24 protein-coding genes are annotated in these 25,840 nt (G+C 71.4%); 9 read left to right on the forward strand and 15 right to left on the reverse strand.

Annotated features, from left to right (window positions below; all coding sequences use genetic code 11):
* Positions 1-60: 60 nt before the first annotated feature.
* The 7 genes from fliN to ACFSOX_RS04935 all read right to left on the reverse strand — a co-directional run bounded on the left by fliN (position 61) and on the right by ACFSOX_RS04935 (position 7,100).
* Positions 61-414: a flagellar motor switch protein FliN gene (fliN, locus tag ACFSOX_RS04905; protein ID WP_378476662.1), complete on the reverse strand. Its 354-nt coding sequence runs from the start codon at positions 412-414 to the stop codon at positions 61-63.
* Between the two features lie 12 nt (positions 415-426).
* Positions 427-1,056 carry a FliH/SctL family protein gene (locus ACFSOX_RS04910; RefSeq protein WP_378476663.1) on the reverse strand — a complete coding sequence of 210 codons (630 nt, stop codon included), beginning with the start codon at positions 1,054-1,056 and terminating at the stop codon, positions 427-429.
* 61 nt (positions 1,057-1,117) lie between these two features.
* Positions 1,118-2,182: a flagellar motor switch protein FliG gene (gene fliG / locus ACFSOX_RS04915; protein ID WP_378476664.1), complete on the reverse strand. Its 1,065-nt coding sequence runs from the start codon at positions 2,180-2,182 to the stop codon at positions 1,118-1,120.
* A 15-nt stretch (positions 2,183-2,197) separates the two neighbouring features.
* Positions 2,198-3,841, reverse strand: coding sequence for a flagellar basal-body MS-ring/collar protein FliF (gene fliF, locus ACFSOX_RS04920; protein ID WP_378476665.1), 1,644 nt, complete (start codon positions 3,839-3,841; stop codon positions 2,198-2,200).
* A 418-nt stretch (positions 3,842-4,259) separates the two neighbouring features.
* The gene (gene sciP, locus ACFSOX_RS04925) at positions 4,260-4,535 is read right to left on the reverse strand and encodes a CtrA inhibitor SciP (protein ID WP_008383176.1); all 276 of its coding nucleotides are present in this window, start codon (positions 4,533-4,535) and stop codon (positions 4,260-4,262) included.
* A 273-nt stretch (positions 4,536-4,808) separates the two neighbouring features.
* Positions 4,809-5,489, reverse strand: coding sequence for a flagellar hook assembly protein FlgD (locus ACFSOX_RS04930; RefSeq protein ID WP_378476666.1), 681 nt, complete (start codon positions 5,487-5,489; stop codon positions 4,809-4,811).
* A 42-nt stretch (positions 5,490-5,531) separates the two neighbouring features.
* Positions 5,532-7,100, reverse strand: coding sequence for a flagellar hook-length control protein FliK (locus tag ACFSOX_RS04935; protein WP_378476667.1), 1,569 nt, complete (start codon positions 7,098-7,100; stop codon positions 5,532-5,534).
* Positions 7,101-7,481: 381 nt separating this feature from the next.
* Between ACFSOX_RS04935 and mnmA the strand changes: the two genes are divergently transcribed.
* Both mnmA and ACFSOX_RS04945 read left to right on the forward strand, forming a co-directional pair.
* Positions 7,482-8,741, forward strand: coding sequence for a tRNA 2-thiouridine(34) synthase MnmA (gene mnmA, locus ACFSOX_RS04940; protein WP_378476668.1), 1,260 nt, complete (start codon positions 7,482-7,484; stop codon positions 8,739-8,741).
* Positions 8,742-8,775: 34 nt separating this feature from the next.
* Entirely contained in the window at positions 8,776-9,447 is a 672-nt protein-coding gene (locus ACFSOX_RS04945; RefSeq protein ID WP_378476669.1) for a class I SAM-dependent methyltransferase, read from the forward strand.
* 13 nt (positions 9,448-9,460) lie between these two features.
* Here the strand turns inward: ACFSOX_RS04945 and ACFSOX_RS04950 are convergent, their stop codons facing one another.
* From ACFSOX_RS04950 to greA, 3 genes are all read right to left on the reverse strand, one after another.
* Positions 9,461-9,811 (reverse strand): HepT-like ribonuclease domain-containing protein, encoded by a 351-nt coding sequence (locus ACFSOX_RS04950; protein ID WP_378476670.1) that lies wholly within the window; start codon positions 9,809-9,811, stop codon positions 9,461-9,463.
* On the reverse strand, positions 9,804-10,115 hold the full coding sequence (locus ACFSOX_RS04955; RefSeq protein ID WP_378476671.1) for a nucleotidyltransferase family protein: 312 nt from the start codon (positions 10,113-10,115) through the stop codon (positions 9,804-9,806). The genes ACFSOX_RS04950 and ACFSOX_RS04955 overlap by 8 nt, the downstream gene beginning before the upstream one ends.
* Before the next feature lie 145 nt (positions 10,116-10,260).
* The gene (greA, locus tag ACFSOX_RS04960) at positions 10,261-10,743 is read right to left on the reverse strand and encodes a transcription elongation factor GreA (protein ID WP_378476672.1); all 483 of its coding nucleotides are present in this window, start codon (positions 10,741-10,743) and stop codon (positions 10,261-10,263) included.
* A gap of 161 nt (positions 10,744-10,904) precedes the next feature.
* Between greA and ACFSOX_RS04965 the strand changes: the two genes are divergently transcribed.
* The 5 genes from ACFSOX_RS04965 to ACFSOX_RS04985 all read left to right on the forward strand — a co-directional run bounded on the left by ACFSOX_RS04965 (position 10,905) and on the right by ACFSOX_RS04985 (position 15,622).
* On the forward strand, positions 10,905-11,189 hold the full coding sequence (locus tag ACFSOX_RS04965; RefSeq protein ID WP_378476673.1) for a type II toxin-antitoxin system TacA family antitoxin: 285 nt from the start codon (positions 10,905-10,907) through the stop codon (positions 11,187-11,189).
* A 21-nt stretch (positions 11,190-11,210) separates the two neighbouring features.
* Entirely contained in the window at positions 11,211-11,744 is a 534-nt protein-coding gene (locus ACFSOX_RS04970; RefSeq protein WP_378476674.1) for a GNAT family N-acetyltransferase, read from the forward strand.
* Positions 11,745-11,839: 95 nt separating this feature from the next.
* On the forward strand, positions 11,840-12,283 hold the full coding sequence (locus ACFSOX_RS04975) for a DUF6496 domain-containing protein (RefSeq protein WP_378476675.1): 444 nt from the start codon (positions 11,840-11,842) through the stop codon (positions 12,281-12,283).
* Positions 12,284-12,393: 110 nt separating this feature from the next.
* Positions 12,394-14,274: a malto-oligosyltrehalose trehalohydrolase gene (gene treZ / locus ACFSOX_RS04980; RefSeq protein WP_378476676.1), complete on the forward strand. Its 1,881-nt coding sequence runs from the start codon at positions 12,394-12,396 to the stop codon at positions 14,272-14,274.
* Between the two features lie 82 nt (positions 14,275-14,356).
* Positions 14,357-15,622, forward strand: coding sequence for a Zn-dependent hydrolase (locus tag ACFSOX_RS04985; protein WP_378476677.1), 1,266 nt, complete (start codon positions 14,357-14,359; stop codon positions 15,620-15,622).
* Positions 15,623-15,628: 6 nt separating this feature from the next.
* Here the strand turns inward: ACFSOX_RS04985 and ACFSOX_RS04990 are convergent, their stop codons facing one another.
* The 3 genes from ACFSOX_RS04990 to ACFSOX_RS05000 form a co-directional block, all read right to left on the reverse strand.
* Positions 15,629-17,164: an ADP-ribosylglycohydrolase family protein gene (locus ACFSOX_RS04990; RefSeq protein ID WP_378476678.1), complete on the reverse strand. Its 1,536-nt coding sequence runs from the start codon at positions 17,162-17,164 to the stop codon at positions 15,629-15,631.
* 244 nt (positions 17,165-17,408) lie between these two features.
* Positions 17,409-18,419 (reverse strand): SLAC1 anion channel family protein, encoded by a 1,011-nt coding sequence (locus tag ACFSOX_RS04995; protein WP_378476679.1) that lies wholly within the window; start codon positions 18,417-18,419, stop codon positions 17,409-17,411.
* A gap of 95 nt (positions 18,420-18,514) precedes the next feature.
* Entirely contained in the window at positions 18,515-18,874 is a 360-nt protein-coding gene (locus ACFSOX_RS05000) for a hypothetical protein (RefSeq protein WP_378476680.1), read from the reverse strand.
* 239 nt (positions 18,875-19,113) lie between these two features.
* Here ACFSOX_RS05000 and ACFSOX_RS05005 point away from each other — a divergent pair, with 239 nt between their 5' ends.
* Positions 19,114-19,440 (forward strand): HU family DNA-binding protein, encoded by a 327-nt coding sequence (locus ACFSOX_RS05005; RefSeq protein WP_378476681.1) that lies wholly within the window; start codon positions 19,114-19,116, stop codon positions 19,438-19,440.
* Between the two features lie 384 nt (positions 19,441-19,824).
* Positions 19,825-21,036 (forward strand): ABC transporter substrate-binding protein, encoded by a 1,212-nt coding sequence (locus tag ACFSOX_RS05010; RefSeq protein ID WP_378476682.1) that lies wholly within the window; start codon positions 19,825-19,827, stop codon positions 21,034-21,036.
* 122 nt (positions 21,037-21,158) lie between these two features.
* Here ACFSOX_RS05010 and paaH read toward each other — a convergent pair whose 3' ends face one another.
* Together paaH and ACFSOX_RS05020 are read right to left on the reverse strand one after the other, a co-directional pair.
* On the reverse strand, positions 21,159-22,688 hold the full coding sequence (gene paaH / locus ACFSOX_RS05015; RefSeq protein ID WP_378476683.1) for a 3-hydroxyacyl-CoA dehydrogenase PaaH: 1,530 nt from the start codon (positions 22,686-22,688) through the stop codon (positions 21,159-21,161).
* A gap of 105 nt (positions 22,689-22,793) precedes the next feature.
* Positions 22,794-25,700: a hsp70 family protein gene (locus ACFSOX_RS05020; RefSeq protein ID WP_378476684.1), complete on the reverse strand. Its 2,907-nt coding sequence runs from the start codon at positions 25,698-25,700 to the stop codon at positions 22,794-22,796.
* Between the last annotated feature and the right edge of the window lie 140 nt (positions 25,701-25,840).

Raw genomic sequence — 25,840 nt, forward strand, 5'->3', positions numbered from 1 at the left:
TCCGCTCGACCGAACGGGCCGGGCGTGTCGCTCTATCGGATGTCGGGGCGATTCGGCGCATCACGCGCGGTCCGCCTTGATGATTTCCGTCATGGTCACGCCGAGCTTCTCCTCGACGAGCACCACCTCGCCGCGCGCGACCAGGCGGTTGTTGACGTAGATGTCGATCGCCTCGCCGACGCGGCGGTCGAGCTCGAGCACGGCGCCGGGGCCGAGCTTGAGGAGCTCCGCCACCTCCATCCTGGCGCGCCCCAGCACGGCCGAGACCTGCACGGGCACGTCGAACACGGCCTCGAGGTCGGACGCCGCGTGGGTCGTCGCCTCCGGCTCGGCGAGGTCGGTCGCCTGCTCGACCACGCTGTGGTCGGTGTCGAGATTGGGGAAGGGTACCTTCGTCTCGTCGGTGGCCATCACGTCCCTCCCACGTCACCCGTTGCCGCCGCGGCGCGCGTCGATGTAGCGCGTCACCGCCTCGTCGATCGCCGCCTCGATCTCGGCGCGATCGCGCACCAGCCCGCCGTCCGCCCATTCGATCCGGCAGTCGCCGGGCGGAATGTCGGCGGCGCCCAGAACCACGAGCCGTCCTTCGAAGCCGCGTGCCTTCGCCATCGCGCCGAGCTTTTCACGCGCGAGGTCGTAGAGCCCCTCGTGCACCCGCACCACCACATGGGGGGCGCTCAGAAGCTCGCCGAGGCACGCCGACATCAGCGCGGCGATCTCGGCGAAGGGCTCCTCGGCGATCAGTGCCGGCGCCAGCTTGCGGGCGATCGCCGCGGCGACCTCGACGGCGTCGGCCTCGATCTTGGTGGTGATGGCCGGCAGCTGTGCTGCGGCGATCCCCATCGCGGCGGCGATGCGGTCGAAGGCGGCGGCGGTCTGCCGCTCGGCCTGGGTTCTCGTCTGCACTTCGGCCGCCGTGAGGCCTTTCTGATAGCCGCGCTTCTCGGCCGCCGCGATCGCCGCCTCGTGGTCGGCGGGCGAGATGGTCGGCTCCGCCTTGGCCTTGGCCGGGGCGGCGAAGTCGAGATCGAAAAGGAACTTGGCCGGAGCGTTCACGGGACGACCCTCCGGACGGGGGCGAGCGAACGCGGGTGCAGGGAGCGGGTCATCGCGGTCCTCAGTACACCAGCTCTTCGTCGGCGCGGTTCTTGGTGATCATGATCTCGCCCTTGCCGGCCAGATCCTTCGCCAGGTTGACGAGCAGCGCCTGCGCCTCGTCGACCTCGCGCAGACGCACCGGGCCGAGCGCGCCCATGTCGTCGTTGAGCATCTTGGCGGCGCGCGACGACATGTTCTGCATGAAGAAGTTGCGCACCGGCTCGGCGGCGCCCTTCAGCGCGATCGCGAGCTTGTCCTTGTCGATGTGGCGCATCAGCGTCTGGGCCGAGGCGTTGTCGAGCTTGATCAGGTCGTCGAACGTGAACATCAGGCTCTTGATGCGCTCGGCGCTCTCGCGGTTGGTCTCCTCCAGCGCCGTCATGAAGCGCGTCTCGGTCTGCCGGTCGAAGTTGTTGAACACCTCGGCGATCAGCTCATGGGCGTCGCGGCGGCGGGTCTGCGACAGGCTCGACATGAACTCGGTTCGCAGCGTCTGCTCGATGCGCTCGATCACTTCCTTCTGCACCGACTCCATCCGCAGCATGCGGTTGACGACGTCCATGCCGACGTCCTCGGGCAGGATGCCGAGCACCTTGGCGGACTGCTCGGGCTTGAGCTTGGAGAGCACCACGGCGACGGTCTGCGGGTACTCGTTCTCGAGATACTTGGCGAGCATCTCCTCCTGCACGTTGGAGAGCTTCTCCCACATGTTGCGGCCGGCGGGCCCGCGGATCTCGTCCATGATGCCGGAGACGCGCTCGGGCGGCAGGTATTGCTGCAGGAGGCGCTCGGTGGCGTCGTAGGTGCCCATCAGGGCACCGGAGGCCGAGAGGCGCGAGACGAATTCGAGCAGCAGCTCCTCGACCGCGTCGGCCGGGACGGTGCCGAGGCTCGACATCGTCACCGACAGGGTGCGCAACTCGTCGTCGTCGAGAAGCTGCCAGATCTTGGCGCCGTACTGATCGCCGAGCGCGAGCAGCAGCACGGCGGCCCGCTCCGGGCCGGTGAGCTTGAAGCTCGGGCCGCCTGCCGGCTGCCGCGCCGCCAGCGTCGCCACCACGGTCTCGAGGTCGTTCTTGGCCATCGTTTGGACCCTGGATCACTTCTGCTCGTGCAGCCACTGACGCAGGATCTGCACGGTCTCCTGCGGGTTGCGCTCGGCGAGCTCGCCGACCTTCTGGATCGACTGGGCGTGGACGCTGCCCTGCACCTGCGCGAACTCGATCATCTTGGAGGTCTGGCTGGAGACCGCCTTGGCCTCCTCCTCGCTCTGCGGGATGCCGTCCGGGATGCTGGCCGGCCCGCCGGCGAGCGCCGGGAGCGGCGCCTCGCCGGTCAGCGCGGCGATCGCCTCGGGCGTGATGATGCGGCGGACCAGCGGGCGGATCACGAAGAACAGGACGACGAGGCCGAGGAGCAGCATCACGCCGAGCTCGATCGCCCGCATGATGTCCTCCTTGGTGAACTGCAGCATGCCGAGGAACCCGGTCTGGTCCGGCATGACGATGCTCTGCGTCTCGGCGAAGCGCAGGTTGACCACCTCGACGATGTCGCCGCGACGCTGGTCGAAGCCGATCGCCGAGCGCACCAGCATGGCGATGCGGTCGAGCTCGTCCTTGCTGCGCTCCTGATAGGTGAGCTCGCCCTTGTCGTTGCGGCCGTAGACCCCGTCGACCAGCACGGCGACCGAGACCCGGTTGACGCGACCGCCCTCGATCACCTTGGTCTCGGTGATGCGGGTGATCTCGTAGTTGTTGATCTCCTCGGTCTTCTTGCTCTGGTCGCGCGGGCTCGGCGGCTGCGCCGGCTGGCCCTGCTGGGCGTTGGGCAGCTCGGTCGAGACGCTGACCTGACCCTGCTGCTCGGTGGTCTGCGACTGCTCCTCGCGGGTCTGGCTGGAGCGCAGCACCCGGCCTTCCGGATCGTAGCGGTCCTGGGTCTGGGTCACCCGGTTGAAGTCGAACTCGGCGGTGAGCTGCACGCGGGCGCGGCCCGGGCCGACGACCGAGGTGACGATCGACTCGACCTGGTCGCGCAGGTTGCGCTCGTAGGCGAGCTTGCGCTCGTCGCCCGACACGCCGGCGCCGTAGGGATCGCCGGCGGCGCCGTCGGCGAGCAGCCGGCCGGTCTCGTCGACCACCGAGACGCGCTCGGGCTTCAGCCCGTTGACGGCGGAGGCGACGAGGTGACGGATGGCGCGGACCTGCTGGGTCTCGAGCTGGCCGCGGACCTTGAGGGCGATCGAGGCGGAGGGCTCGAGCTTGTCGCGCGAGAACAGCGGCCGCTCGGGAATGACGAGGTGGACGCGGGCGCCCTGGACCCGGTCGAGCGATCGGATGGTGCGGGCGAGCTCGCCTTCCAGCGCGCGCAGGTGGTTGATGTTCTGGACGAAGCTCGTGGTGCCGAGCGAATCCGACTTGTCGAAGATCTCGTAGCCGATGCCGCCGCCCTTGGGCAGCCCGCCCTCGGCGAGCTTCATCCGCAGCCGGCCGACCTTCTCCTTCGGCACCATGATGATGGCGCCGTCGTTCCGCAGCTCGTAGGCGATGCTCTGGCGTTCGAGATCCTTGATGATCGCCGAGGAGTCCTCGAGCGTGAGATCGGTGAACAGCGGCACCATCTGGGGCGCCGTCACCTTGAGGATCACGAAGGCGAAGAACCCGATCAGGGCCGCCGTGACGGCGCCCATCGCGGCGATACGCGCGGGTCCGAGTGTCTTGACGAAGGTGATCAGACCATCCACGGCACGACCCTGAGGCGAGGGTGACTTCCAACCTGTTATGTCGGCAGATGAAAATCACCGACCCGGCAAGTTTTGCCGGGTTCATGGTTTCGAATTGGTTAACGCGAGGGTTAACCATTGCTTCACGTGGCGAAAAACAGGGTCGCGTTGCCGCCGGGACGCACTGTGGCGCCCCGGCGACGGGTGGCGGACGGGCCGGGACGCCGGCGTGGGACGGTTCGACAAAAGAAAAGGCCGCCCGGAGGCGGCCTGTCGCCGATCCGATGGTGACACATCGGCCGGCTGATCGGACGGAACGGTCAGGGGGGCTTTCGAAGTCCGTCCGACGCGACGACGGCTCCGCCGCGGCAGCGCGTCGATCCGGAGGCGCCGCGACGCTGCCGGTTGCGGCGAGATGGTGCGTAGGCTCGGGCGGGGCCTACTGGCGATACTGCTGCAGGCGCGTGGTGCGTAGACCGGCGAGGCCGTGGCGGTCGATCGAGTATTGCCAGGCCAGGAACTCTTCCACCGTGAGGGTGTAGCGGCTGCAGGCCTCTTCGAGTGACAGGAGGCCACCGCGGACCGCGGCGACGACCTCGGCCTTGCGGCGGATCACCCAACGCTTCGTGCCCGGTGCAGGGAGGTCGGCGATAGTCAAGGGGCTACCGTCCGGCCCGATGACATACTTCACCCTCGGGCGGTGGGGTTCGGTCATGGACGAACTCACGCTACAGGAACTGAAAAACACCCCTGCACGATAGGCCGGCCCGCTTAAAATTTGGCTAAGCGTCCGTAAAAAAAGGGAAAACATCGACCGTGAAAGACCGCCGGTCGGGGCCGCCGAAGGGCACCGCACAACCCGCCGGAGAATCGTGTGACATCAATATGATACGAGCGCGACACCGGGCTCGCCGGGGCGGTCGCGCGGGCGTGCTTCGCCGCCCGGGACCGGACGGTCGCCGACAGGAATAAATCGAGCGGGCGGGGATCAGCGGCTGACGATGCGCTTGATCTTGTCGAACGTGAAGGTCTGTCCGCCGACGCTGAGCACCGGTGGCGTCTGGGTCAGGTCGACCGAGTCGACCGTACCGGTCACCTCGGTCGGGACCGCGACGGTCTGCCCGGTGGCATCGACGGCGGTGATCGTGATCTTGTAGTCGCCGGGCGGCCATTTGGTGCCGTCCTTGCCGCGGCCGTCCCAGGCGAACTTCTGCTCGCCGGTCTGCAGCGTGTAGTTCCCCGCGAAGACGGTCTGGCCGGACGAGTTGGAGATCGAGATCGTGGCGCTCGCCGGCTTCGGCGAATTGAACGACCAGGTGGCCATGCCGTCCTTGGGCAGGGTCGCGGTGGTGCCGTCGACCGCGACCTTCGACCCGATATAGCCCAAGGCCATCGTGGTCTGCGCGCTCCGCTCCAGCGCGATCAGCGACTCCAGCTGCTGGTTGGTCTTGAGCTGCTGCTCGACCTGCGAGAACTGCACGAGCTGCTGGGTGAACTGGTTGGCGTCGAGCGGATCGAGCGGGTTCTGGTTCTGCAGCTGCGTCGTCAGCATCTGCAGGAAGGTCTGGAAGTTGTTTCCCAGAACCATGGCGGAATCCGGCTTGGTGCCGGTCGAGGTGACGGCCGCCGTCGCGGAGAATTGGGTACCGTTGACACTGCTCGTCGCCATGGCCCTGTGCCTTCTGGTTCGTGTGCCGATCGCAACCGGGGGTCAGACCCGGATGTCGACGCCGGTCGCCCGGCCGAACAGCCGCCCGTAGGTGGCCGTCACCTCCGTCACGCCCGTCTCGCCGCCGCCCTCGACGGGGCCACGGCCGGTGCCGCGATGGCCGGAGCGGCTCTCGGGCTCGTATTGCGGCCCGCCGCCCTGGTCGCGCAGCGAGAACTGCATGGCGCCCTGGTCGGCCTTCAGGCCGGCATCCTGCAGGGCGCGCTCGAGCTGGCCGGCGTCGCGGCGCAGCAGGTCGAGCGTGTCGGCCCGGTCGGCCGTGATGCGCGGCACGACGGTGCCGTTGCCGTCCACCTCGAGCTTGACGTGGACGCGGCCGAGGTCCGGCGGGTCGAGCCGGATCTCGAAGGAGTGCTTGCCGGCCTTGGCCTGGGCCGTGATCTCCACCGGCACGCCGGCGAGCGGCACCGGCGCCGAGGCCTCGCCCCGCCCGGTGGTGACCGGGGCGGCGCCGGCCTGGGCCGTGCCCGTGATGGTGAGCCCTTCGACGCGCGCAAGACCCTGTACGGCGGCGGCCTGAGCCGCGGCTTGGGCCGCGGCCTGCGGGGCGGGGCCGGCCGGCTGGGCGGCTGCGGCGTCGGGACGGGCGTCGGCGACCTTCGCCCCGCCCTCGGTTCGGGGGCCGGCCGTGCCGATCGTCTCGGCGGCGGCGTGTCGGCCCTCCGGCTTGCCGGTGTCGGTGGTCTCGGCCGGGAGGATTCCCGTCGGCTCGTCGACCGGGATGCCGGCGACGGTCGGGACGGCGTCCGGTGCGGGTGTGGCCCGGGCCGTCTTCACATCGGCGGTCTTCGCGGCAGTCACGGTGTCGGAATCCGTCGTGGTCGCGCCGACCGTCGCGGCGTCGCCGGCCGTGGCCGGCGTCTGCGCGGTCTCGCCGTCCGCGCCGGCGTTTGCCGGGACATCGACGGGAAGGGGCGCCGGGCCGCCGCCTGCGACCGGCTTGCCGGCGGCTTCGCCGACCGGGGCGGTCGCGTCGGCGTCGACCGGGGGCTCGGTTCCGGCAGCCGCGAGCGCGACGGCCGGGTCGACGACGGCGACGACCGGCGTCGGGGTGGCAGCCTGCGTGGCCGCTGCGGCGGCGGCGGCCGCGGCCGCGGCGACGGCCGGGTCGACGACAGCGGGGGTCTCGGTGGTGGCGGCGTCGCCGTCGGCCTGGCCCTCGGTATGCTCACCGGTGGCTTGGTCTCCCGGCTGGCCGGATCCGCCGACCGGACGGCCGCCGGCGGTCGTCGTCGCGCCGGTGCCGGGCGCGGTCGGATCGTCGGTGGCGCCGGGGTCGTCGGTGGGGGCGGTGTCGCGGTCGCGCGCCGACGCCGGCCGGCTGCTGCGGTCCGATGCGGGCGCGCGGCCGGCGTCGCTGCGCGGCGTGCCGGTCGGGTCGGTGGCGCGCTGGCGCGTCTGGGCGTCCTGGCTCGCCGTCGCGACGACGTCCTGGACGTCGTCGATCAGGCTGGCGAAATCGGTATCTCCCGACGTCGTCGTCCGCGCCGCGGTGCGGGCGGCGTGGGTGGCGGCGGCGAAGGCGCTCGGCTCGATGCTGATGGTGGGCACGCGATCGACCCTCTGGTGTGTCCGGACCCGGTTTTGCAAGCGGCGGGCCACCCGAAAGGAATCGAAAATCGTCTTTGAAACAGGGGCTTGGGCGCATTAGTCGAGCCCGGTGAGGATCCCGGGTCCGGCATCCCTTGCTGCCGGCCGGCAAGTTCTGCCGACCGGACGAGGGGCGCCCCGTGGCGCGCCGCCCGGAGTCGCGACCTCGCGGCGCGCTACATTGGAACGGTTCGTCTGGCGAGGCGCGGACCGCGTCCCTATAGTAAAGAGACACGAGAGCCGCGGCCGCCCAGCGGGCGGCATCGCCCCGCCGCCCGGCGGGAGAGACGCGACGCCGCCCCGGCGGCCCAGGGTGAGGAGCGCGGCGAGCCCGCGGCGACGATGCGGAACAGTCTCGATCTCGACACGCGGCCGGCCGACACCCGCGTGGTGGTCGCCATGTCGGGTGGGGTCGATTCCTCGGTCACGGCCGCCCTGCTCAAGCAGGAGGGCTACGACGTCGTCGGCGTCACGCTGCAACTCTACGACCACGGCGCCGCCACGCATCGGCTCGGCGCCTGCTGCGCCGGTCAGGACATCCACGATGCCCGTCGGGTGGCGGCGAAGATCGGCATCCCGCATTACGTGCTCGACTACGAGACCCGCTTCAAGGAGGCGGTCATCGACCGCTTCGCCGAGAGCTACGTGCACGGCGAGACGCCGGTGCCCTGCGTCGACTGCAACCAGTCGATCAAGTTCCGCGATCTCCTCGGCACCGCCCGCGAGCTCGGCGCCCAGGTGCTGGCGACCGGCCATTACGTCGCCTCGCGTGCCGTGGCGGACGGCGGCCGCGCGCTGTTCCGCGCCCGCGAGGAGGAGCGCGACCAGAGCTACTTCCTGTTTGCCACCACGCGCGAGCAGCTCGGCATCTTGCGCTTCCCGCTCGGCGAGCGGACCAAGGCCGAGACCCGCGAGCTTGCCCGGCAGTTCGGGCTGGAGGTCGCCGACAAGCACGACAGCCAGGACATCTGCTTCGTGCCGACCGGCCGCTACACCGAGGTGATCGAGCGCCTGAAGCCGGGCGCCGCCGAGCCGGGCGACATCGTCGACCTCTCGGGCCGGGTGCTCGGGCATCATCAGGGCATCATCCGCTTCACGGTCGGCCAGCGGCGCGGCCTCGGCATCGCGGCCGGCGAGCCGCTCTACGTGGTGCGGCTCGACGCGGCGACGCGGCGCGTCGTCGTCGGCCCGCGCGAGGCGCTGCGCACCACCCGGATGCGGCTGCGCGACGTCAACTGGATCGGCGACGGCACGCTCGACGCGGCGCTCGCCGCCGCCGGCGGCCGGCTCGAGGTGTTCGTCAAGGTGCGGTCGACCCGGCGGCCGCAGCCGGCCTGGGTGCATCGCGCCGGTGACGCACGATCCGACGGTGTGCGCGTCGGCGACGCGCCGGCGGGCGAGATCGAGGTCGAGCTGGTCGACGGCGAGGAGGGGGTTGCCCCGGGGCAGGCCTGCGTGTTCTACGACGCGCTCGGCGGCCAGGCCCGCGTCCTCGGCGGCGGATTCATCCGAACCGCGGCGTCGGCGGCCGAGCCGGTGCCGGCGCTCGCCGAGACGCCAGCGGCGCGCCGGGGGCCGGCCGTCGCCGGGGCGCGGCGTTGACAGTATTGCTTTAGGTGTTTTCGGGGCGGATCCGATGGCAGACGATCTCGATCGCGACAAGGTCGCCAAGGCGTATGCGCGCTGGGCGCCGATCTACGACATGGTGTTCGGGCAGGTGTTCGAGCGGGGCCGCAAGGCGGCGATCGCAGCCGTCGAGGCCACGGGCGGCGGCCGGATTCTCGAGGTCGGCGTCGGCACCGGCATCTCGCTGCCGGACTATCGCCGCACCAACCGGCTGTTCGGCGTCGACATCTCCGAGCCGATGCTGCGCAAGGCCCAGGAGCGGGTGGTCGCGCAAAAACTCGACAATGTCGAGGTGCTCTCGGTGATGGACGCGACCAAGCTCGCGTTTCCGGACGGCTGGTTCGACGTCGTCGTCGCCCAGTACGTGATCACGGCCGTGCCGGACCCGGAGGGCACGCTCGACGAGTTCGCCCGCGTCGTGAAGCCGGGCGGCGAGATCATTCTCGTCAATCACATCGGCGCCGAGAGCGGGCCGCGAAAAATCTTCGAGGCGGCGTTCGCGCCGCTCGCCCGAAAGCTCGGCTGGCGCCCGGAGTTCCCGTGGGAGCGCCTCGCCCGCTGGGTCGAAAAAGCCCCCGGCATCCGCTTCATCGACCGCAAGCCGATGCCGCCGCTCGGCCATTTCTCCCTCATCCGCTTCGGCCGGGTGGCGGGCGCGCCGAGTTTGCAGGCGGCGGAGTAGGGGAAGGGGCGGCTCATCGACTACCGAGGATCGCATCCAGAGTGACGATCAGAGCGGGCAGCTTTTCGCGGACCACGAACCACACGAGATCGAGCCGGACCTCGGCATAGCCGTGAATCAAGCGATGGCGCATGCCGGAGATCTCGCGCCAGGGCACATCCGGATGTCGGCTGCAGGTGGTCGCGGAAACTTTGCCGGCCGCTTCGCCGACGATCTCCAACGATCGCACCACGGCAAATTGATGTAGGCGACTCGCACGGAAATCCTCTTCTACCATCCCGTCGAGAAAAGCGATCGCGTCACGTGACGCTTGCTGCATGTCCAGCAGCAGGCCGGCATCGCGGTCCGGCAAAGCCTCAACCATACACCGGCTCAGCTTCGTCCAGGATGCGGCGGCGGCGGATGGGGTTGCGGCTCGCCTCGACGGCCTCGCGCTCGACCAGATCGACCGGGCGGCCGAGCAGGGCTTCCAGCGCGTCCTTGAGATCGACGAAGCCCGCGAGATCGTTCCGTGTCTCCGGGCTGAACGTGACCAGGAGGTCGATGTCGCTGTGCAGGCCAAAATCGCCGCCACGGGCCGCCGAGCCGAACACCTCCAGCCGCGTCACGCCATGACGGCGGCACAGTGCGGCGAGGTCGGTCCGCTTTTCGCTCAGCAGGGTGTTCATGTGCGCGGCTCCAGGGTGGTCATCGACTATACCATGGCCCGCTGGAGGCGTGATCCGCCCTACGAGGCGCGGGCCGGTCCCGCATTCCGCTGCGCTGCATGCGGGCTACGGTTTGCGGCGCACGTCTCCGTCGTCCTCCGCCCCGTCACTTGATCCCCAAAATCTCCAGCTCGTGGTCGCCTGCGCCGACGACGTCGCCGACGACTTTGCGCATCAGGAGACGGGCGACGGGCGAGACGAACGAGATCGATCCGGCCTTCGGGTCCGCCTCGTCCTCGCCGACGATGCGATAGGTCTGGACGCGCCCGGCGGAACGCCGGAACGTCACGGTGCTGCCGAACGCGACGACGTCGGTCGAGGTCGGGTCGGGGATCACCTGCGCGGTGCGCACCCGGACGGCGAGGTAGCGCGCATCGCGCAACGGCACGGCCTCCTGGCGCCGGCGTTCGTTCACGTCCTCGATCGTCTGCGCCGCCGCGCAGGCCGCGCGGGCCGCCGCGAGCTGGCGCTCCAGCGCCTTAAGCCCCGCCGCCGTGACCAGGTTGGGATGCGGTGAGATCGGCCGGTCGGGAAGCTGCGTCTCCGATGCCGTCTCGGCACTGTCTTCCTTGGTGAAGGCGACGCTCAAACGAGAACTCCGTGTCGGATCGTGTCGTCAGCATAGCGACTGCGGCCGGCGACACCAGCAGCGTCCGCCGTGAAGCCGCCGTCGCGTCGATGTGCCCGTATTGTAAAATGCGCTACATGCGGTATCTTGGGACTCCAGTAAACTTCGTCCAGGAGGCCCTCATGCCGCGCACGGCCGACCGCAAAGAGCACCCGCTGTCGATGCGGCTGCCGGAGGCGGATATCGCAATGATCGATCGCGCCGCGATGCTGCGCGGCCGCTCCCGCACCGATTTCGTGCGCGACGCGGCGGTGCGGGCGGCCGAGGAGGTGCTGCTTGAGACGCGGCCGATCCGGATGAGCGCGGCCGGCTTCGCGGCCTTCACGGCGGCGTTGTCCGGACCGCCGGTGCCGGTTTCCGAGATGGTCGGCCTCGTCCGGCGCAGGGCGCCGTGGGAGCCGGGCTAACCCGACACCGGAGCGTGACGCGTGGCGATCTCCGGCCCGGCGGGATCAGGTCCGGCAATCTCTGCGCCCGAGCCGCTGACGGCAGCTCACGATCTCGGCGGGTTCTCCTGCGGCAAGCCGTCCCTCGACCGGTGGCTGACGACGCGGGCGCTGTCGAACCAGGCGAAGGGATTCACCGCCGTCATGGTCGTTCATGTGGAGCATCGCGTGGTCGGCTACTACGGCCTCGCGCCGACCGCCGTCGTGCCGTCCGGGGTGCCGCGGTCGATCCGGACCGGCCAGCCACCCGACCCGGTGCCCTGCCTGCTGCTCGGTCAGCTCGCGACGGATCGCGAGTGGAGTGGCAAGGGCATCGGCACCGGCCTCCTGAAGCACGCACTGCAGCGCTGTGTGACGGCGGCTGGGCTCGTCGGCGGCCGGGCGCTCGTCGTCCATGCGGTCGACGAGGACGCCGCCGCGTTCTGGCGGCGACGCGGCTTTCTCACGTCGAAGGATGATCCGTTCGTGCTGTTTCGATCGATCGCCGACATCGCGGCGTCGTTGTCCAGCGCCTGATCGCGGCCGCGCGTTCACGAATTTATCGCCGCTTCACATCGCCACGGAACTCCGCCGCACCCCGTCCGTTACCGGACAGATTCGGAGGAGCGCCCATGGTCAAGACCGCGGCGAAGAAGCGGGCCACCCGCACGTCGGGTGCGCGTACGTCCGGCAAGCCGTCGAAGCCGCAGAAGGACACGATGGAGCGCGTCATGCACGAGTTCAAGCATGGCGAGCTGACGACGCGCGGCGGACGCAAGGTGAAGAGCCCGAAGCAGGCGATCGCCATCGGGCTCTCCGAGGCGGGCGCCTCGAACCGGCAGAGCCCGGCCGAGAACCGGCGCAAGCTGAAGCGCACCAAGCGCAAGGAGCGGCACGGCCAGACCGGCCGCGCCGAAGCCGAGGGGCGGCGCAACGATCCGACCGGCAATGCGAGCCGCGACACGCGCGCGGCGCTCTATGCGGAGGCGAAGCGGCGCGACATCCCGGGCCGCTCGCGCATGACTCGTGATCAGCTCGCGCGCGCGTTGCGCCGGCGCCGAGGCGACGGCGCGTGAAGCTCGCACGGCAACGTTTCACCTCGGCACGGACGGGTGCGATGACGGCTCCTCTCGTCTCTCCGGCGCGGGGGATTGCCGCAGCCGCCGATCGAACGTTCGCGCGCGCCATGCCGATCGGCGCCGAGCCGCAGCCGGGCGGCGGCGTGCATTTTCGCGTCTGGGCGCCGCGTCCCGACGAGATCGTGCTGGTGGTCGACGGGGCCGAGCATCCGCTCGCCGCGGAGGACGGCGGCTATCGCTCGGTCCACGTGGCGGACGCGAAGCCCGGCTCGCGCTACGGCTACCGGCTCGACGACCGGGCGACGCCGCTGCCGGATCCCGCCTCGCGCCGGCAGCCGGACGGGCCGCACGGGCTCTCCTGCGTGGTCGATCCGTCGGCCTATCGCTGGCGCGACGGCGCGTGGACAGGCGTGCGCGGCGGCGATCCGCACCTGATCACGGAGATTCACATCGGCACCTTCACGCCGGAGGGGACGTATGCGGCAGCCGCGCGAAAGCTGCCGCTGCTGAAGGAGGTCGGCATCACGGTCGTCGAATTGATGCCGGTCGCCGAGTTCGCCGGCGGCTTCGGCTGGGGCTACGACGGCGTCGATCTGTTCGCGCCGACCCGGCTCTACGGCACGCCCGACGATCTGCGCGCCTTCGTCGACACGGCGCACGCCCTGGAGCTCGGCGTCCTCCTCGACGTCGTCTACAATCACTTCGGCCCGGACGGGAATGTCCTGCCGTGCTTCTCCAAGACCTATCTGACCGATCGCTACGACAACGAGTGGGGCGATGCGATCAATTTCGACGGCGAAGGCGCCGCGCCGGTGCGCGAGTTCGTCCGCGAGAACGCGGCCTATTGGGTGCGGGAGTTTCACGTCGACGGGCTGCGACTCGACGCGACGCAGCAGATCTTCGACGCCTCGCCGACCAACATCGTCGCCGAGTTGACGCAAGCCGCGCGGGCCGCGGCTCCCGGGCGACACGTGTTCGTGGTCGCCGAGAACGAGCCGCAGGAGGCGCGGCTCGTGCGTGCCCGTGACAAGGGCGGCTACGGCCTCGACGGCGTCTGGCACGAGGATCTGCACCACAGCGCGCATGTCGCGCTCACCGGCCGAGCCGAGGCGTATTACTCCGACTACACGGGCGCGGCCCGCGAGCTGCTCGCCTGCGTCAAGCACGGCTTCCTCTATCAGGGGCAGCGATCGCGCTGGCAGAAGAAGCCGCGCGGCAGGCCCGCCCTCGACCTGCCGGCGCATCGGCGCATCACGTTCCTGGAGAATCACGATCAGGTGGCGAACTCGGCCTGTGGCCGCCGGCTCGTCGATCTGACGGACCAGGCGCGGCTGCGCGTCCTCACGGCGCTGCTGCTGCTCGGTCCGGGAACGCCGATGCTGTTCCAGGGCCAGGAGTTCTTCTCGTCGACGCCGTTCCTCTATTTCGCCGACCACACGCCGGAGCTCGCCGGTGCCGTCGAGAAGGGGCGACGCGCGTTCCTGATGCAGTTCCCGAGCGTCGCCGCGGTCGAGACGGCGAAGCCCTGCGCGGCGGCGACGTTCGAGCGATGCCGCCTCGACTGGAGCGAGCGCGAGCGCAACAGCGCGGCGATCGCGCTGCATCGTGATCTGATCACGTTGCGTCGAACCGACCCGGTGCTGTCCGGTTACGCGGGGCTCGACGGCGCCGTGATCTCCGACGATGCGTTTCTGGTGCGGTTCTTCGGCGGCGACCACGGCGCCGGCGCGGCCGAGCGTCTGCTGATCGTCAATGTCGGCCGCGAGGTCGCGCCCGCGATCGTCCCGGAGCCGTTGCTCGCCCCGCCCGAGGGTCACGACTGGCGCATGCTGTGGTCGAGCGAGGACGCCGCCTATGGGGGCGAGGGCGCCCGCCCGCCGCTCGCGGACGACGGTTCCTGGGTCTTCCCCGGGCGCAGCGCCGTGCTGATGGAGACGGTGGCGGCCTCGGCCGAATCGCGCGCGCAGGAGGGGCGCGGGCAGGGTTGACGGGAGCGACTGCCCGAAGCGTGTCGGCCGCGGTGGTACAACCCGGCCCGTCGCGCTAAGCCTCGGGGCGAGGAGTGCTCCGATGCCCGTCTCCAATTCGCCGATCGACCAGGATCGCTTGTGGTCCGACCTGATGGCGCTCGCCGCCCACACGGATCCCGACAAGCCGTGGACGCGCCGATCGTTCACGCCGCGCTTTCTCGATGGCCGCGCCTTTCTGGCGCAGCGTTTCCGCGACGCCGGCCTGACCGTGAGGATCGACGCCGCCGGCAACCTGATCGGCCGCCGCGAGGGCCGCGTCCCCGGCGCCAAGGCGATCACGATCGGCTCGCATTCGGACAGCGTGCCGAGTGGCGGCCGCTTCGACGGGCCGGCCGGCGTGCTGGCCGGGCTCGAGGTGGCGCGGGCGCTTTTCGATCGCGGCATCGTGCTGGACCATGCGTTCGAGGTGATCGACTTCCTGGCCGAGGAGCCGAGCGAGTACGGCCTCTCCTGCGTCGGCAGCCGCGGCATGGCCGGCGCGCTCGGCCCCAACGAGCTCGCCATGACCGGCCCCGACGGCGAGACGCTCGGCGCCGCCATCGCGCGCGTCGGCGGCGCGCCGGAGCGTCTCGGCGAGGCGATCCGCGACGACATCGCGGCCTATCTCGAGCTGCACATCGAGCAGGGCACGGTGCTCGAATCCCAGAAGCTCGACGGCGGCATCGTCACGGCGATCGTCGGCATCACCCGGCTGGAGATCGTGTTCGAAGGCGAGGCGGCGCATGCCGGCACGGTCGGGATGCGCAGCCGGCGCGACGCCTCTCTGGCCGCCGCGTCCGCCGTGCTGGCGGTGCGCGACGTCGCCACCGCGCTGCTCGACCGCGGCGAAGGCTACGTGGTCGCCACCACGGGCATCGTCACGGTGTCGCCGGGCGCCGCCAACGTGGTGCCGGGCGAGGCCCGCATCGTCGTCGATGCGCGGGCCGAGACCAAGGCGCTGTGCGAATTGCTGGTCGCCGGCATCGAGAGCCGCTTCCGGGCGATCGCGGCCGAGACCGGCGTGAGCGTGGCCCGCTTTGCCGTCCTGTCCCGCAACGATCCGAGCACCTGCGATCCGCATTTGCGAGAAACGCTCGCCGACAGCGCCGCGGCGCTCGGCGCCGGGACCACCGTGATGGCCTCGGGCGCCGGTCACGACGCGGCCTTCGTGTCGCGCATCGCGCCGGCCGCGATGCTGTTCATCCCGTGCCGCGAGGGCCGCAGCCATTGCCCCGAGGAGTGGAGCGAGCCGGCCGAGGTCGCCGCCGGCACGGCCGTGCTGTTCGAGGCGGTCACCCGTCTCGACCGCACGCTCGCGACGCCCTGACCCGGCTCAGGGCGTCTGGCCGCGGCGGACCTGGTCGAGCCGCGTGACGGTCGCCGAGGGGGCGGCCGCCGCCGCGGCGCGGAGCGAATGCTCGTGCAGGGCGGCGGCGCGGCGCTCGATCTCGTCGCGCCAGGCGAGGCGCGCCAGCCAGTCCTCCGGGATCGCCGAAACGCCGTACAGCGCGCCGGCGAGCTGGCCGGCCACCGCCGCCGTGGTGTCGGCGTCGTAGCCGAGATTGGCGGCGGTGAGCACGGCGCTGCGGAAGTCGCCGGTGCGGGCGACGCTCCAGATCGCCGCCTCCAGCGTGTGGGCCACATAGCCCGTGGACTTGATGGCGTGGCGGGTCTCGCCGCGCCACGAGCCGTTCATCACCGTCGCGATCGGGCCGACGAGCCCGTCGCCGCGCGGCCGGAACACGACCGAGGGCGGAGCGCCCGCGATGGCGTCGGCGAGCATCGCGGAGAACGCCGCGCAGGCGTCGAGCGTCTGCGGCGACGCGTGGGTGACCTGGCTCTGCGTCCGCGCCGCCTCGGTGCGCGCAGGAGCGTCGTTCCACCAGCGGATCGCCACCGGCGACAGGCGCATCAGCGAGCCGTTGCCGGCGATCTCGGGGGAGGGCGACCCGGCGAGCGGGTCGCCGGTGCGCTGCCAGGTCTCGATCGCCTCGCGGGTGGCGTTGCCGATGTCGAAGCAGACGCCCGTGCAGGAGTAGCGGCCGTCGCGATACCACGCCTCGAAGCGGCGCATCAGGTCGGTCGGGTCGACCCGGCCGCGCTCCAGGAGGCTGTCGGCGAGCGCCAGCGCCATGGTGGTGTCGTCGGTCCATTGGCCGGGCGTCAGCCGGAACGGGCCGCCGCCGACCATGTCGTCGATGCGCGGGCAGGTGTCGCGCACCTCGAACTCCAGCGTGGTGCCGACCGCGTCGCCGACCGCGAGGCCGACCAGGGCACCGATGGCACGGCCGCGGATGGCGTCGTCGACGTCGGCCGGCCGGGCCTCCGGGATCGCCCTCTGGGCGCGCACGAAGCGCTCCTGCTCGACGGTCGCGATCGCCCCCGGCCGCGCCCCGCGCACCGCCCGGATCGCCTCGTCGGCCGGGACGCCGAGCTCGATCATCAGCCGTGCCGCGATGGTGCCGGCTCGGCCGAGCCCGCCGCGGCCGTGGACGACGATGTCGAAGCCGCGCCGCAGGAGGCCGCGCAGGACTTCGCCGACCCGGATCCAGTCGCGCTCGAAGCGGACGTCCGGGATCGACACGTCGGTGATCGGCAGGTGGAACCAGCTCATGTGCCGGGCCTCGGTCTCCGGCCCGAGCCGGACGACGTCGAGATCCTCCAGCTCGCGCGGCTCGAGCAGGGTCACGACGGCGCTGGCGCCCCAGTCCCGCACGGCGTCGAGGTCGGCGGCGAGGTCGCGGTACCACTCGCCCGCGAGGGCCTCGGCGTCCTTCTTGCCGGGACAGAAGGTGATGCCGATCCGGCCGAGCCCGGGGCCCGGCTGGACGGCGCCGATGAGCAACGGATGCGAGACGGAGGTCCGCATGGGTGATCTCCTGGCCTGTGACGCGGGGCGGGCTGGCACGAATGGGCCATCGAAGCCGACCGGACGACCGGAATTATGAGCCACCTCAAAAAGCGAGTCGAAATTCACAGCGGTCGAAGGTCTCATCGCACCGTCTAGGCGCCGGCGTGGCGCCGGCCGCGAAAAAAGAACGCCCGGCTCCCATCGGGAGGCCGGGCGCTTGGGTCCGCGGGCGCGGGCAGAGAACGGAGTGGAGCCGGACGCGTCAATGCTCCGGCTGGCAGATGGCGCCGGCCGCGATCGCCCGCACCGTCGCCACCACCAGAATGGCGAGCACGACGGCGAGCAGCGCGTAGAGCGCGACGAACAGGACGAGCGCCGGCGTGCCGCCGATCGTCTCGGCGAACACCGAGGCGGCGGTCGCGAGCGCGGCGAGCGGGAACGAGTAGGCCCACCACGACAGCGCGAAGCGGATGCGGGCCATCTGGCGGATCTTGGTCGCGACCAGCAGGAACAGGCCGAGCCCGGCGTAGAAGAACAGCCGGGCGAAGCCGTCGAGCACGCCGCCGTCGAGCTTCATGTAGGCGAGGAAGCCGACGGACGGCGGCGCCACCAGGATCATCAGGGTCGGCAGCAGCCGGTCGGGCAGCGGGTTGTGGAAGATCAGCCGGTTGAACACCAGGGTCAGCAGCACGATCCAGAACAGCACGCCGAACGAGAAGAAGAACCAGCTGATCTCGACATGACCGAGCGGCACGCCGGCGAGCGGCACGATGATGTTGCCGACCGCCGGGATGAACCAGGCCGGGTTGAGATGCGGCGGCTCGAACGGGCGATGGCCGATCCAGGTCGAGAGGATGACGAGGCTGAACGTCAGATGCAGGGCGGCGCCCGCCGTCCACAGGACGCCGGCGACCGCGCGATCGAGCGGCAGGGCGATGATCGACAGCAGCAGCAGCGAGATGCTGATGGTCGGAAAGAAGCTCAGCCGCACCGGATGATGCCATTCCGCGACCACGGCGTTGCGGTGGCGGACCAGCTTGGTGGCGTAGAAGGCGGCGACCGCGACGAGAAGCCCGGCCGCGACGCCGCCGAGAACGAGGCTGGCGATCGGCCGGGTGCCGAGCAGCAGTTCCAGCCGGTGGGTGGCGACCGCGAGGCCCGCGGTGCCCATCACGGTGGCGAAGAAGCTGACGGGAAAGTGCTCGAGGCGGGACGTCGCCGCGGGGACGGCAACGGCGGCAGTGGCAGTGGCGCTGGCGGTGGTGTCGGTCATCGGGATCCTCGTCGCCGGACGCGAAGCAAGAGCCGTACCTCGTCGTCCGCTGGCCGGCACCCTGGCGGCCGGGCGGCCGCCCGTCTGTGACGATGTCACCGGGGCGGCAGCAGGCCGGCGTCGGGCTCGGGGACGAGGCGGAGCGCCATGTCGTCGATCAGGGCGTCGCGGCGCGTCTCGACGGCGAGCAGCGCGTCCTGGCTCTGGCGCAGGGTGCCGGCGTTGGAGCCGTGCACCACGATGCCGCCGATCACCGCGGTGAGGCCGCCGAGCAGGGCGAGCGGGTCGGCGGTCCACAGCCCGAGGACGGTGCCGGCGAGCAGGACGGCGCCGAAGGCGATCGCTGCCCGGGCGGCCAGCATGAACTTGCGGCAGCTCTCCGCGACGGCGGCGAGGCGCTCGATCTCGTCCTCGAGCCGCGCGATCTCGTCGGCGAACAGTCTCTCCTCGGGCACGCTCCACCCCCTCGCACCGGGTCGGGTGCAGTCTAGCGCCGCTGTCGGGGGCGGGGCCAGAGCCGCCACGGTCCCCCGGCCCGGACGCCGGATTCGGGCCTCGAACGGCGTTAAAACGCGTCCCGGCAGCACCGAAGCGGTGGAACACGCCCGCTTCGCAGCACTTTGCTGATTTCCTGGGCGCACGAATCGGCTAAGGGGGCTGAGACGTGTAAGCACAGTGACGAGGAGCAAACTCGATGGCGAAAGCCGCTACGTCCAAGCCGGCCGCGGCCACCAAGCCGGCCCAGGCGACCGTGACGCTCAAGCATCTCGCGGCGACGATCGCCGGCAATCACGAGCTCGCCAAGAAGCAGTCCGAGGCGATCCTGAGCGACATGATCGGCCTCGTCACCAAGCACCTGAAGAAGGGCGACCGCATCCGCATCAGCGGGCTCGGCATCCTCCAGGTGAAGAAGCGCGCCGCCCGCATGGGCCGCAACCCGGCCACCGGCGAGGCGATCAAGATCAAGGCGAGCAAGAAGATCGCCTTCCGGGCCGCCAAGGAGCTCAAGGACGCGATCTGATCGCGCCGCGCGCCCGACCGACCGGTCTTCGCAAAACCCGCCGTCGCGAGACGGCGGGTTTTCGCGTTTCGAGGGGCTCATGGAATCCGCCCCGGACGCGCGAGCATGCCGCGGGAGTCCGGGTTCGCGTCTTGGGCGCGTCCCGGACCGCCGGCTTTCGCGATGCCCGTGCCTGTCCGGCCCGGCTCGCGCGCCGTCCGCCGGGCCGCTGCCCGGACGGGGCGGGCGGGCGCGGCCATCGAGATGGGCTAGGGTGCGGGTCGGGGATTCGGTCCGCGCCGTTTCCGGTGTCGATGCGCGGGGCGCGGAACCCCGGAGATCTTGACGACCGCCCGCCGTCACCCCCGAGGGTGCGGGGCTTCACACGGAGTCTCGGCCTTGACGATGTCCAGTCAGACCGTCCGCCGCCGGCCGCCCGGCCGCTTCAGTGTGTTCGTGGCGGGAGGCGCGGTCGCCGTGCTGGCCGCCACCGCGACGGTCGCGCGCGCCGCCGACGCGCCGATCCGGATCGGCGTGATCGCCTCCTATTCCGGCGCCTATGCAGACTACGGCCGGCAGTTCGACGCCGGCATGGCGCTGTGGCTGTCGGAGAACGGCGGTCGGCTCGCCGGGCGGCCGGTCGAGATCGTCCGCCGGGATGCGCCCGGCGCCCAGCCCGAGCTCGCCAAGCGGCTCGCCCAGGAGCTGGTGGTGAAGGACAAGGTGAACGTGCTCGCCGGGCTCGACTTCAGCCCGAACGCCTTCGCGGTCGGCGCGGTCGCGCGCGAGGCGCGAATCCCGGCGATCGTGATGAACGCGGCGTCGTCCGGCATCACCACGCAGTCGCCGTTCGTCGCCCGCGTCTCCTTCACGGTCCGGCAGGTCTCGAACCCGATGGGGCGGTGGGCGGCGAGGAACGGGATCACCCGCGCCCATACGGTGGTCGCCGACTATGGCCCCGGTCACGACGCGGAGAGCGCCTTCGAGAAAGCGTTCACGGCGGCGGGCGGCAGCGTGGTCGGCCGGCTGCGCGTCCCGCTCGCCAATCCCGACTTCTCGGCTTACGTCCAGCGCATCAAGGACCAGGCGCCGCAGGCCGTGTTCTTCTTCTTCCCGTCCGGCGGGATGCCGCGCGCGTTCCTCAAGGCCGCGAAGGATCGCGGCCTGGAGGAGGCCGGCATCAGGCTGATCGCCACCGGCGAGGCGACCGACGACAGCTATCTGGAGGCGACCGGCGACCTCGCGCTCGGCCTGATCACGTCGCACCACTACTCGTTCGCGCACGACTCGGCGAAGAACCGCGCCTTCGTCGACGGCATCGCGCGCATCGCCGGGACGACGATGCGGCCGAGCTATTTCGCCGTCGCCGCCTACGACGGCATGCAGGCGCTCGCACTGGCGCTCGCCAAGACCGGCGGCAATCTCGACGGCGAGGCGGTGATGACCGCATTGGCGGGACTGTCTTTCGAAAGCCCGCGCGGCCCGATCACGATCGACGCCGCGACCCGCGACATCGTCCAGACCGTCTACATCCGCAGGACCGAGCGGGTGAACGGCGCGCTCGTCAATGTCGAGTTCGACCGCTTCGAGGCGGTGACGGATCCGCCGACGCCGTGATTTCGCGTCGGTCATTCCGGGGCGCGCCGAAGGCGCGAACCCGGAATGACCCAGTCGCGCAAAGCCTCCCTCGGGAGAGGTGAAGCCTCGTGCTGTCCCGACCAGATCGTCCGGAAACGGTATCACGTCGCGTGGAAGCGACGTCCGGTCAGCGCATGACGACGCAGAAGCGGCGCGGTGCGGTAGCGGTCCTCGCCGTAGGCGCGGGCGAGCGCGTCGATCACGGCGGCGACGCGGGCGGCGTCGAGCGCGTCGCACCAGGCGAGCGGGCCACGCGGATAGTTGACGCCCTTGAGCATCGAGAGATCGATGTCGGCGACGCTCGCCACCTGCTGATGCGCGGCGTCGGCCGCCTCGTTGATCAGCATCGCGACGGTGCGCATCACCACGAGACCGGGCGCGTCGTCGAGTACCGACACGGTCTTGCCCAGCGCCTGGAAGAAGCCGGCGGCGACGTCCACGGCACCGGGCGGCGCGTGGTCGGCCGCGGCGATGGCGATGCGCTTGGCCGCGCCGTAATCGAGCGCGAGGTCGAGCAGAACCTCGGGGGCGCCGTCCGAGGCGAAGCGCTCGGTGGCGCTGCGTCCGTCCGTGAGGGCGAGCGCGACGCCGTCGATCCTGATCACGCCGTCACCGTCGCGCGTCTCGACCGACAGCCCGGCCGCCCGGGCGAGACCGACGAGCGCCGCCGCCGGCCCGAGATCGCCTTCGATCACCACGCGGGTCGGACGCGGACCGGCGGGCGCATCGTCCGCCACGGGCGGAGCCGCGCCGATCGTATAATCATAGAAGCCGCGGCCGCTCTTGCGGCCGAGCTGGCCGGAATCGACCAGCTCCTTCTGCACCAGCGACGGCTTGTAGCGCGGATCCTGGAACAAGAGCTCCCAGACCGTGCGGGTGACGGCGTAGTTAACGTCGTGGCCGATCAGATCCATCAGCTCGCACGGGCCCATGCGGAAGCCGCCGGCCTCGCGCAGGATCGCGTCGAGCGTCGCAGGCGAGGCGGCGCCCTCGGCGATCAGCCGCAGCGTCTCGCCGTAGAACGGCCGCGCGACGCGGTTGACGATGAAGCCCGGCGTCGAGCGGCAGTGCACCGGCGTCTTGCCGAAGGCGAGACAGGTGGCGAACGCGGTCGCCGCGACGGACGGCGCCGTGACGTGGCCGCTGACGATCTCGACCAGCGGCAGGATCGGCGCGGGGTTGAAGAAGTGGACGCCGAGGAAGCGTTCCGGGCGATTCAGCACGGCGGCCAGCGCCGTCACCGACAGCGACGAGGTGTTGGTCGAGAGGATCGCGTCCGGCGCGACGGCGGCCTCGATGCGGCGGAACAGGTCGCGCTTGACGCCGAAGTCCTCGACGATCGCCTCGATGACGAAGCCGGCCGGGCCGATCTCGTCGATGTTCGGCAGCGGCTGGATGCGACCGAGCTGGGCATCGCGCTCCGCCGTCGACATCTTGCCCTTCTCGACCAGCCGGTCGAGGTCGCGGCGCAGGCCGTCGAGGCCGCGCTGGATCGCGCCGGGCGCCGCATCGTGCAGCAGCACCGGATGCCCGGCCCGCGCGGCGACGAGCGCGATGCCGCTGCCCATCGTCCCGGCGCCGATCACGGCGACCGGCACCGTGGAGGGCAGGGCGGCTCCATCCTCTCGCATCGTTATCCTCCCCCATGCTCTGGTCGGCTATGCCGACGCGCGTTTCTTCGGGCGCGTTCTCTACCAGGACCCGCAGGCGCCTGTCTTGGTCAGGACATCTTCGGGTTACCCCCCTTCGCCGAGGATCAGTCCGGGCGGCAGGGCCTCGCCGTAGAGGCTGGCGCGGTCGGCCTGCTGGACCGGGACGACCTCGCGCAGCCGCACCGTGCGGGCCGCCGGCACGCCGCTCTTCTCCAGCTTGCCGGCGATTGCTTCGCGCAACGAGCGCGGCGGGTTCAGCCGGGGATCGTCGACGGCGCGGGCGGCGCGCAGGAACAGGGTCTGCGCCTCCTCGAATTTCGGGTTCGCCCAATCGAGCCGGCGCAGCGCGTCGTAGGCGACATCGACGAGATCGGGCGGCACCACGGTCTCGGGGCCGGCGTGGAAAGGGGTGCGGTTGAGCAGCAGGCCGAGCGCCGCGAGCCACGCGGCGCAATCTTTCTGCTCGGCGGCCAGCTCGGCCACGGTCGCCAGCATCGCCTCGACCAGGGCGGCCTTCTGCTCCTGGCCGAGCCGCTCGAAGGCGCCGGCCATGCGGATCAGCTCGGGCGGCGCGGATTTCGGCTGAAGGAGCCGGTCCTGCTCGGCGTCGAGCAGCGCCTCCTGTCGGGCGCGGTCGAGCCCGCCGGCGAGCCGCCGCCACAGGATGTACTCCTGCAGCTTGCTGCGCTTGCCGGCGAAGCGCAGGCCGCCGCGCACGATCGCCCATAGACGATCGATGCGGCGCGGGTCCATGGTGACGCCGAAGCCCGGCCGCAGCAGGAAGCCGGCGAGGATCAGCCACGCCTCCTCGTGATCGGCCGAGAGGGCGCGGGCGGCCTCGTGCTGCTCCAGCGTCGCCCACAGCTCGCGCAGCAGCACGCCGCTCCACTCGCCCTTCGGTCGGCCGAGCGCCTTCTCCAGCGCATCGAGGATACGCTGGGCCGAGATCTTCTGCTTCTTGCCGGCCGGCTGCGCCAGCACGCCGATGGCACGCTTCGCCTCGGCCAGCTTCTCCGCCGGAACGCCGAGCGGGGGCGCTTCGTCGGCCACGGAGGCGCCGCTCGCGGTGGCGGCTGGCGCCGAGCCGCCCGCGCCGCCGGGAGCGGGGCGAAGATTGAACTCCAGCGGCCAGGTCTCGCGGATGCGCGGGTCGAGGCTGCGGCAGGCGACCTGCAGGAGCCCCAGCTCGTTGAGCCGCGCCTTCAGCGCGACCGGCACGGTCGCGCCGGCGTCGCCGGCGTTCGCGCGCTTCACGGTGGCGACGGTCTCCAAGGGCGGCAGCATCTCGAAGTCGGCGTTCGGCGTGACGACGTCGCCGACCTCGCGCTCCTCCTCGCGGGTCGAGGTGTAGACCTGGAACCGCACCGGCCGGTCGAGCCGCAGGCGCAGATCGAGATCGCCGACCTCGTAGCTGGCGTCGGTCGGGGCGCCGTGCGGCAGCACGCAGACGAGCGAGCGGCCACCCGCGACGCCGTCGCCGCCACGCCGATGAACCTCCATGAACACGGCGCGGGCGGCGCCGGCCGCGATGCCCCCGGCGCCGCGGCGCTGCCGCCGCCCGGCCGAGGCGGCGCCCAGCGCCACCGCGAGGTCGAGGTCGTCGCTGTCGAGCGCGACCGGCGCGCGGCCCTCCTGCCAGGCGGCGATCTGATCGACCAGCCGCCGGCGCAGATGCGCGGGCTTGCAGGTGCCGCCGTTGAACAGCACGGCGTCGACGGGCGGGCGGCCGGCCAGGAACGCCGCGAGATGGCGCGTCACGGCGGGATCGGCCGCGTAGGGCAGGCCGAACTCCTTGACGGCGCCGGCGGTGCGCTTCGGCTTGGCGGTCGCCCAGCAGTCGGGGAAGAAGCCGTCGATCAGCAGCGTGTCGAGCTCGGAGCGCGTCAGCGTCGCCGACAGCGCGCCGGCGAGCAGGCCCGAGCCGCGGCCCGGCACCGACACCGGGAACGCCTCGTCGGGTGGGCCGTCGCTCGACAGCGCGCGCTCCTTGAGAGCCCGGCAGGCGGCGATCAGATGGTCCCACTGGCGCGCCGACAAGTCGCGCGGTGCCGTGGGGACGAGACCCGTGCCGGCGCCGAAGCGGGGCGCCAGGAGATGCGCAATCGCGAGGTCGATGTTGTCGCCGCCGAGCAGGATGTGGTCGCTGACCGCGATGCGCTCGATCGCCGGGGCGCCGCTCACGCCACCCGTGCCGCCCGCACCGTCCGCGGTCGGCGGCGTCACGGCGAACAGAGAGAAGTCCGAGGTGCCGCCGCCGATGTCGACCACCAGCACGTGGCGGGGTGCGGCGGCCGCCGTGCCGGTCGTCGTGTCGGGGCCGGCGAGCGCCCGCCAGGCGGCATCGGCTTCGGCATGGCGGTCGAGCCAGCGGTAGAATGCCGCCTGCGGCTCCTCCAGGAGGCGCACATGCGCCGGAAAGCCGGCCTCGCGGGCGGCGTCGAGCGTGAGGGTCTGGGCGGCGGCGTCGAACGAGGCCGGCACCGTGACGGTGATGTCCTGGGCGTCGAACGCGAAGCTCGCCCCCCGCTCGGCGAAGCGCCGGTTCCAGGCGGCGCGCAGATGCGCGAGGATCAGGGCCGAGGCGGCGACCGGCGAGATCTTCTCGGCATCGCTCAGCTCGTCCGAGCCCCACGGCAGGAAGCGGGCGGTGCGGTCGGCGCCGTGGTGGCACAGCCAGGATTTCGCCGAATGCGCGACACGGCCCGGCACCTCGCCGGCGCGCCGCTGCGCCAGCCGGCCGACGATCCAGTCGCCGGTGTCGCCGCGCCTTTGCGCTCGACCGTCCTCTCGCGCCGTCACCTGCGCCGCGACGGCGGCCTCGGGGCGATAGAGGAACGACGGCAGCGTCGCCGCGTCGACCTCCGTCGCCGGCGTGTCGCGCTGCGGCACCGCCAGCACGGCGGCCTCGCGGTCGTCGCCGAGCGGCGCGAAGGCGAGCACCGAATTACTGGTGCCGAGATCGATGCCGATGCTGAACCGAGGCTGGGCCATTGGGATTGTCACGACATTTTAGGAGCGGTGGGTCGGAGCGCCGCGGCTGTACAGGCCTCCGTCATTCCGGGGCGCCGCGCAGCGGCGAGCCCGGAATCCATAACCCCGGTCAGCGAGTCTGGATCCAGGGCTCGCGGGCT

Source organism: Rhodoplanes azumiensis (assembly GCF_042682915.1).
GTDB classification, from domain to species: domain Bacteria; phylum Pseudomonadota; class Alphaproteobacteria; order Rhizobiales; family Xanthobacteraceae; genus Rhodoplanes; species Rhodoplanes azumiensis.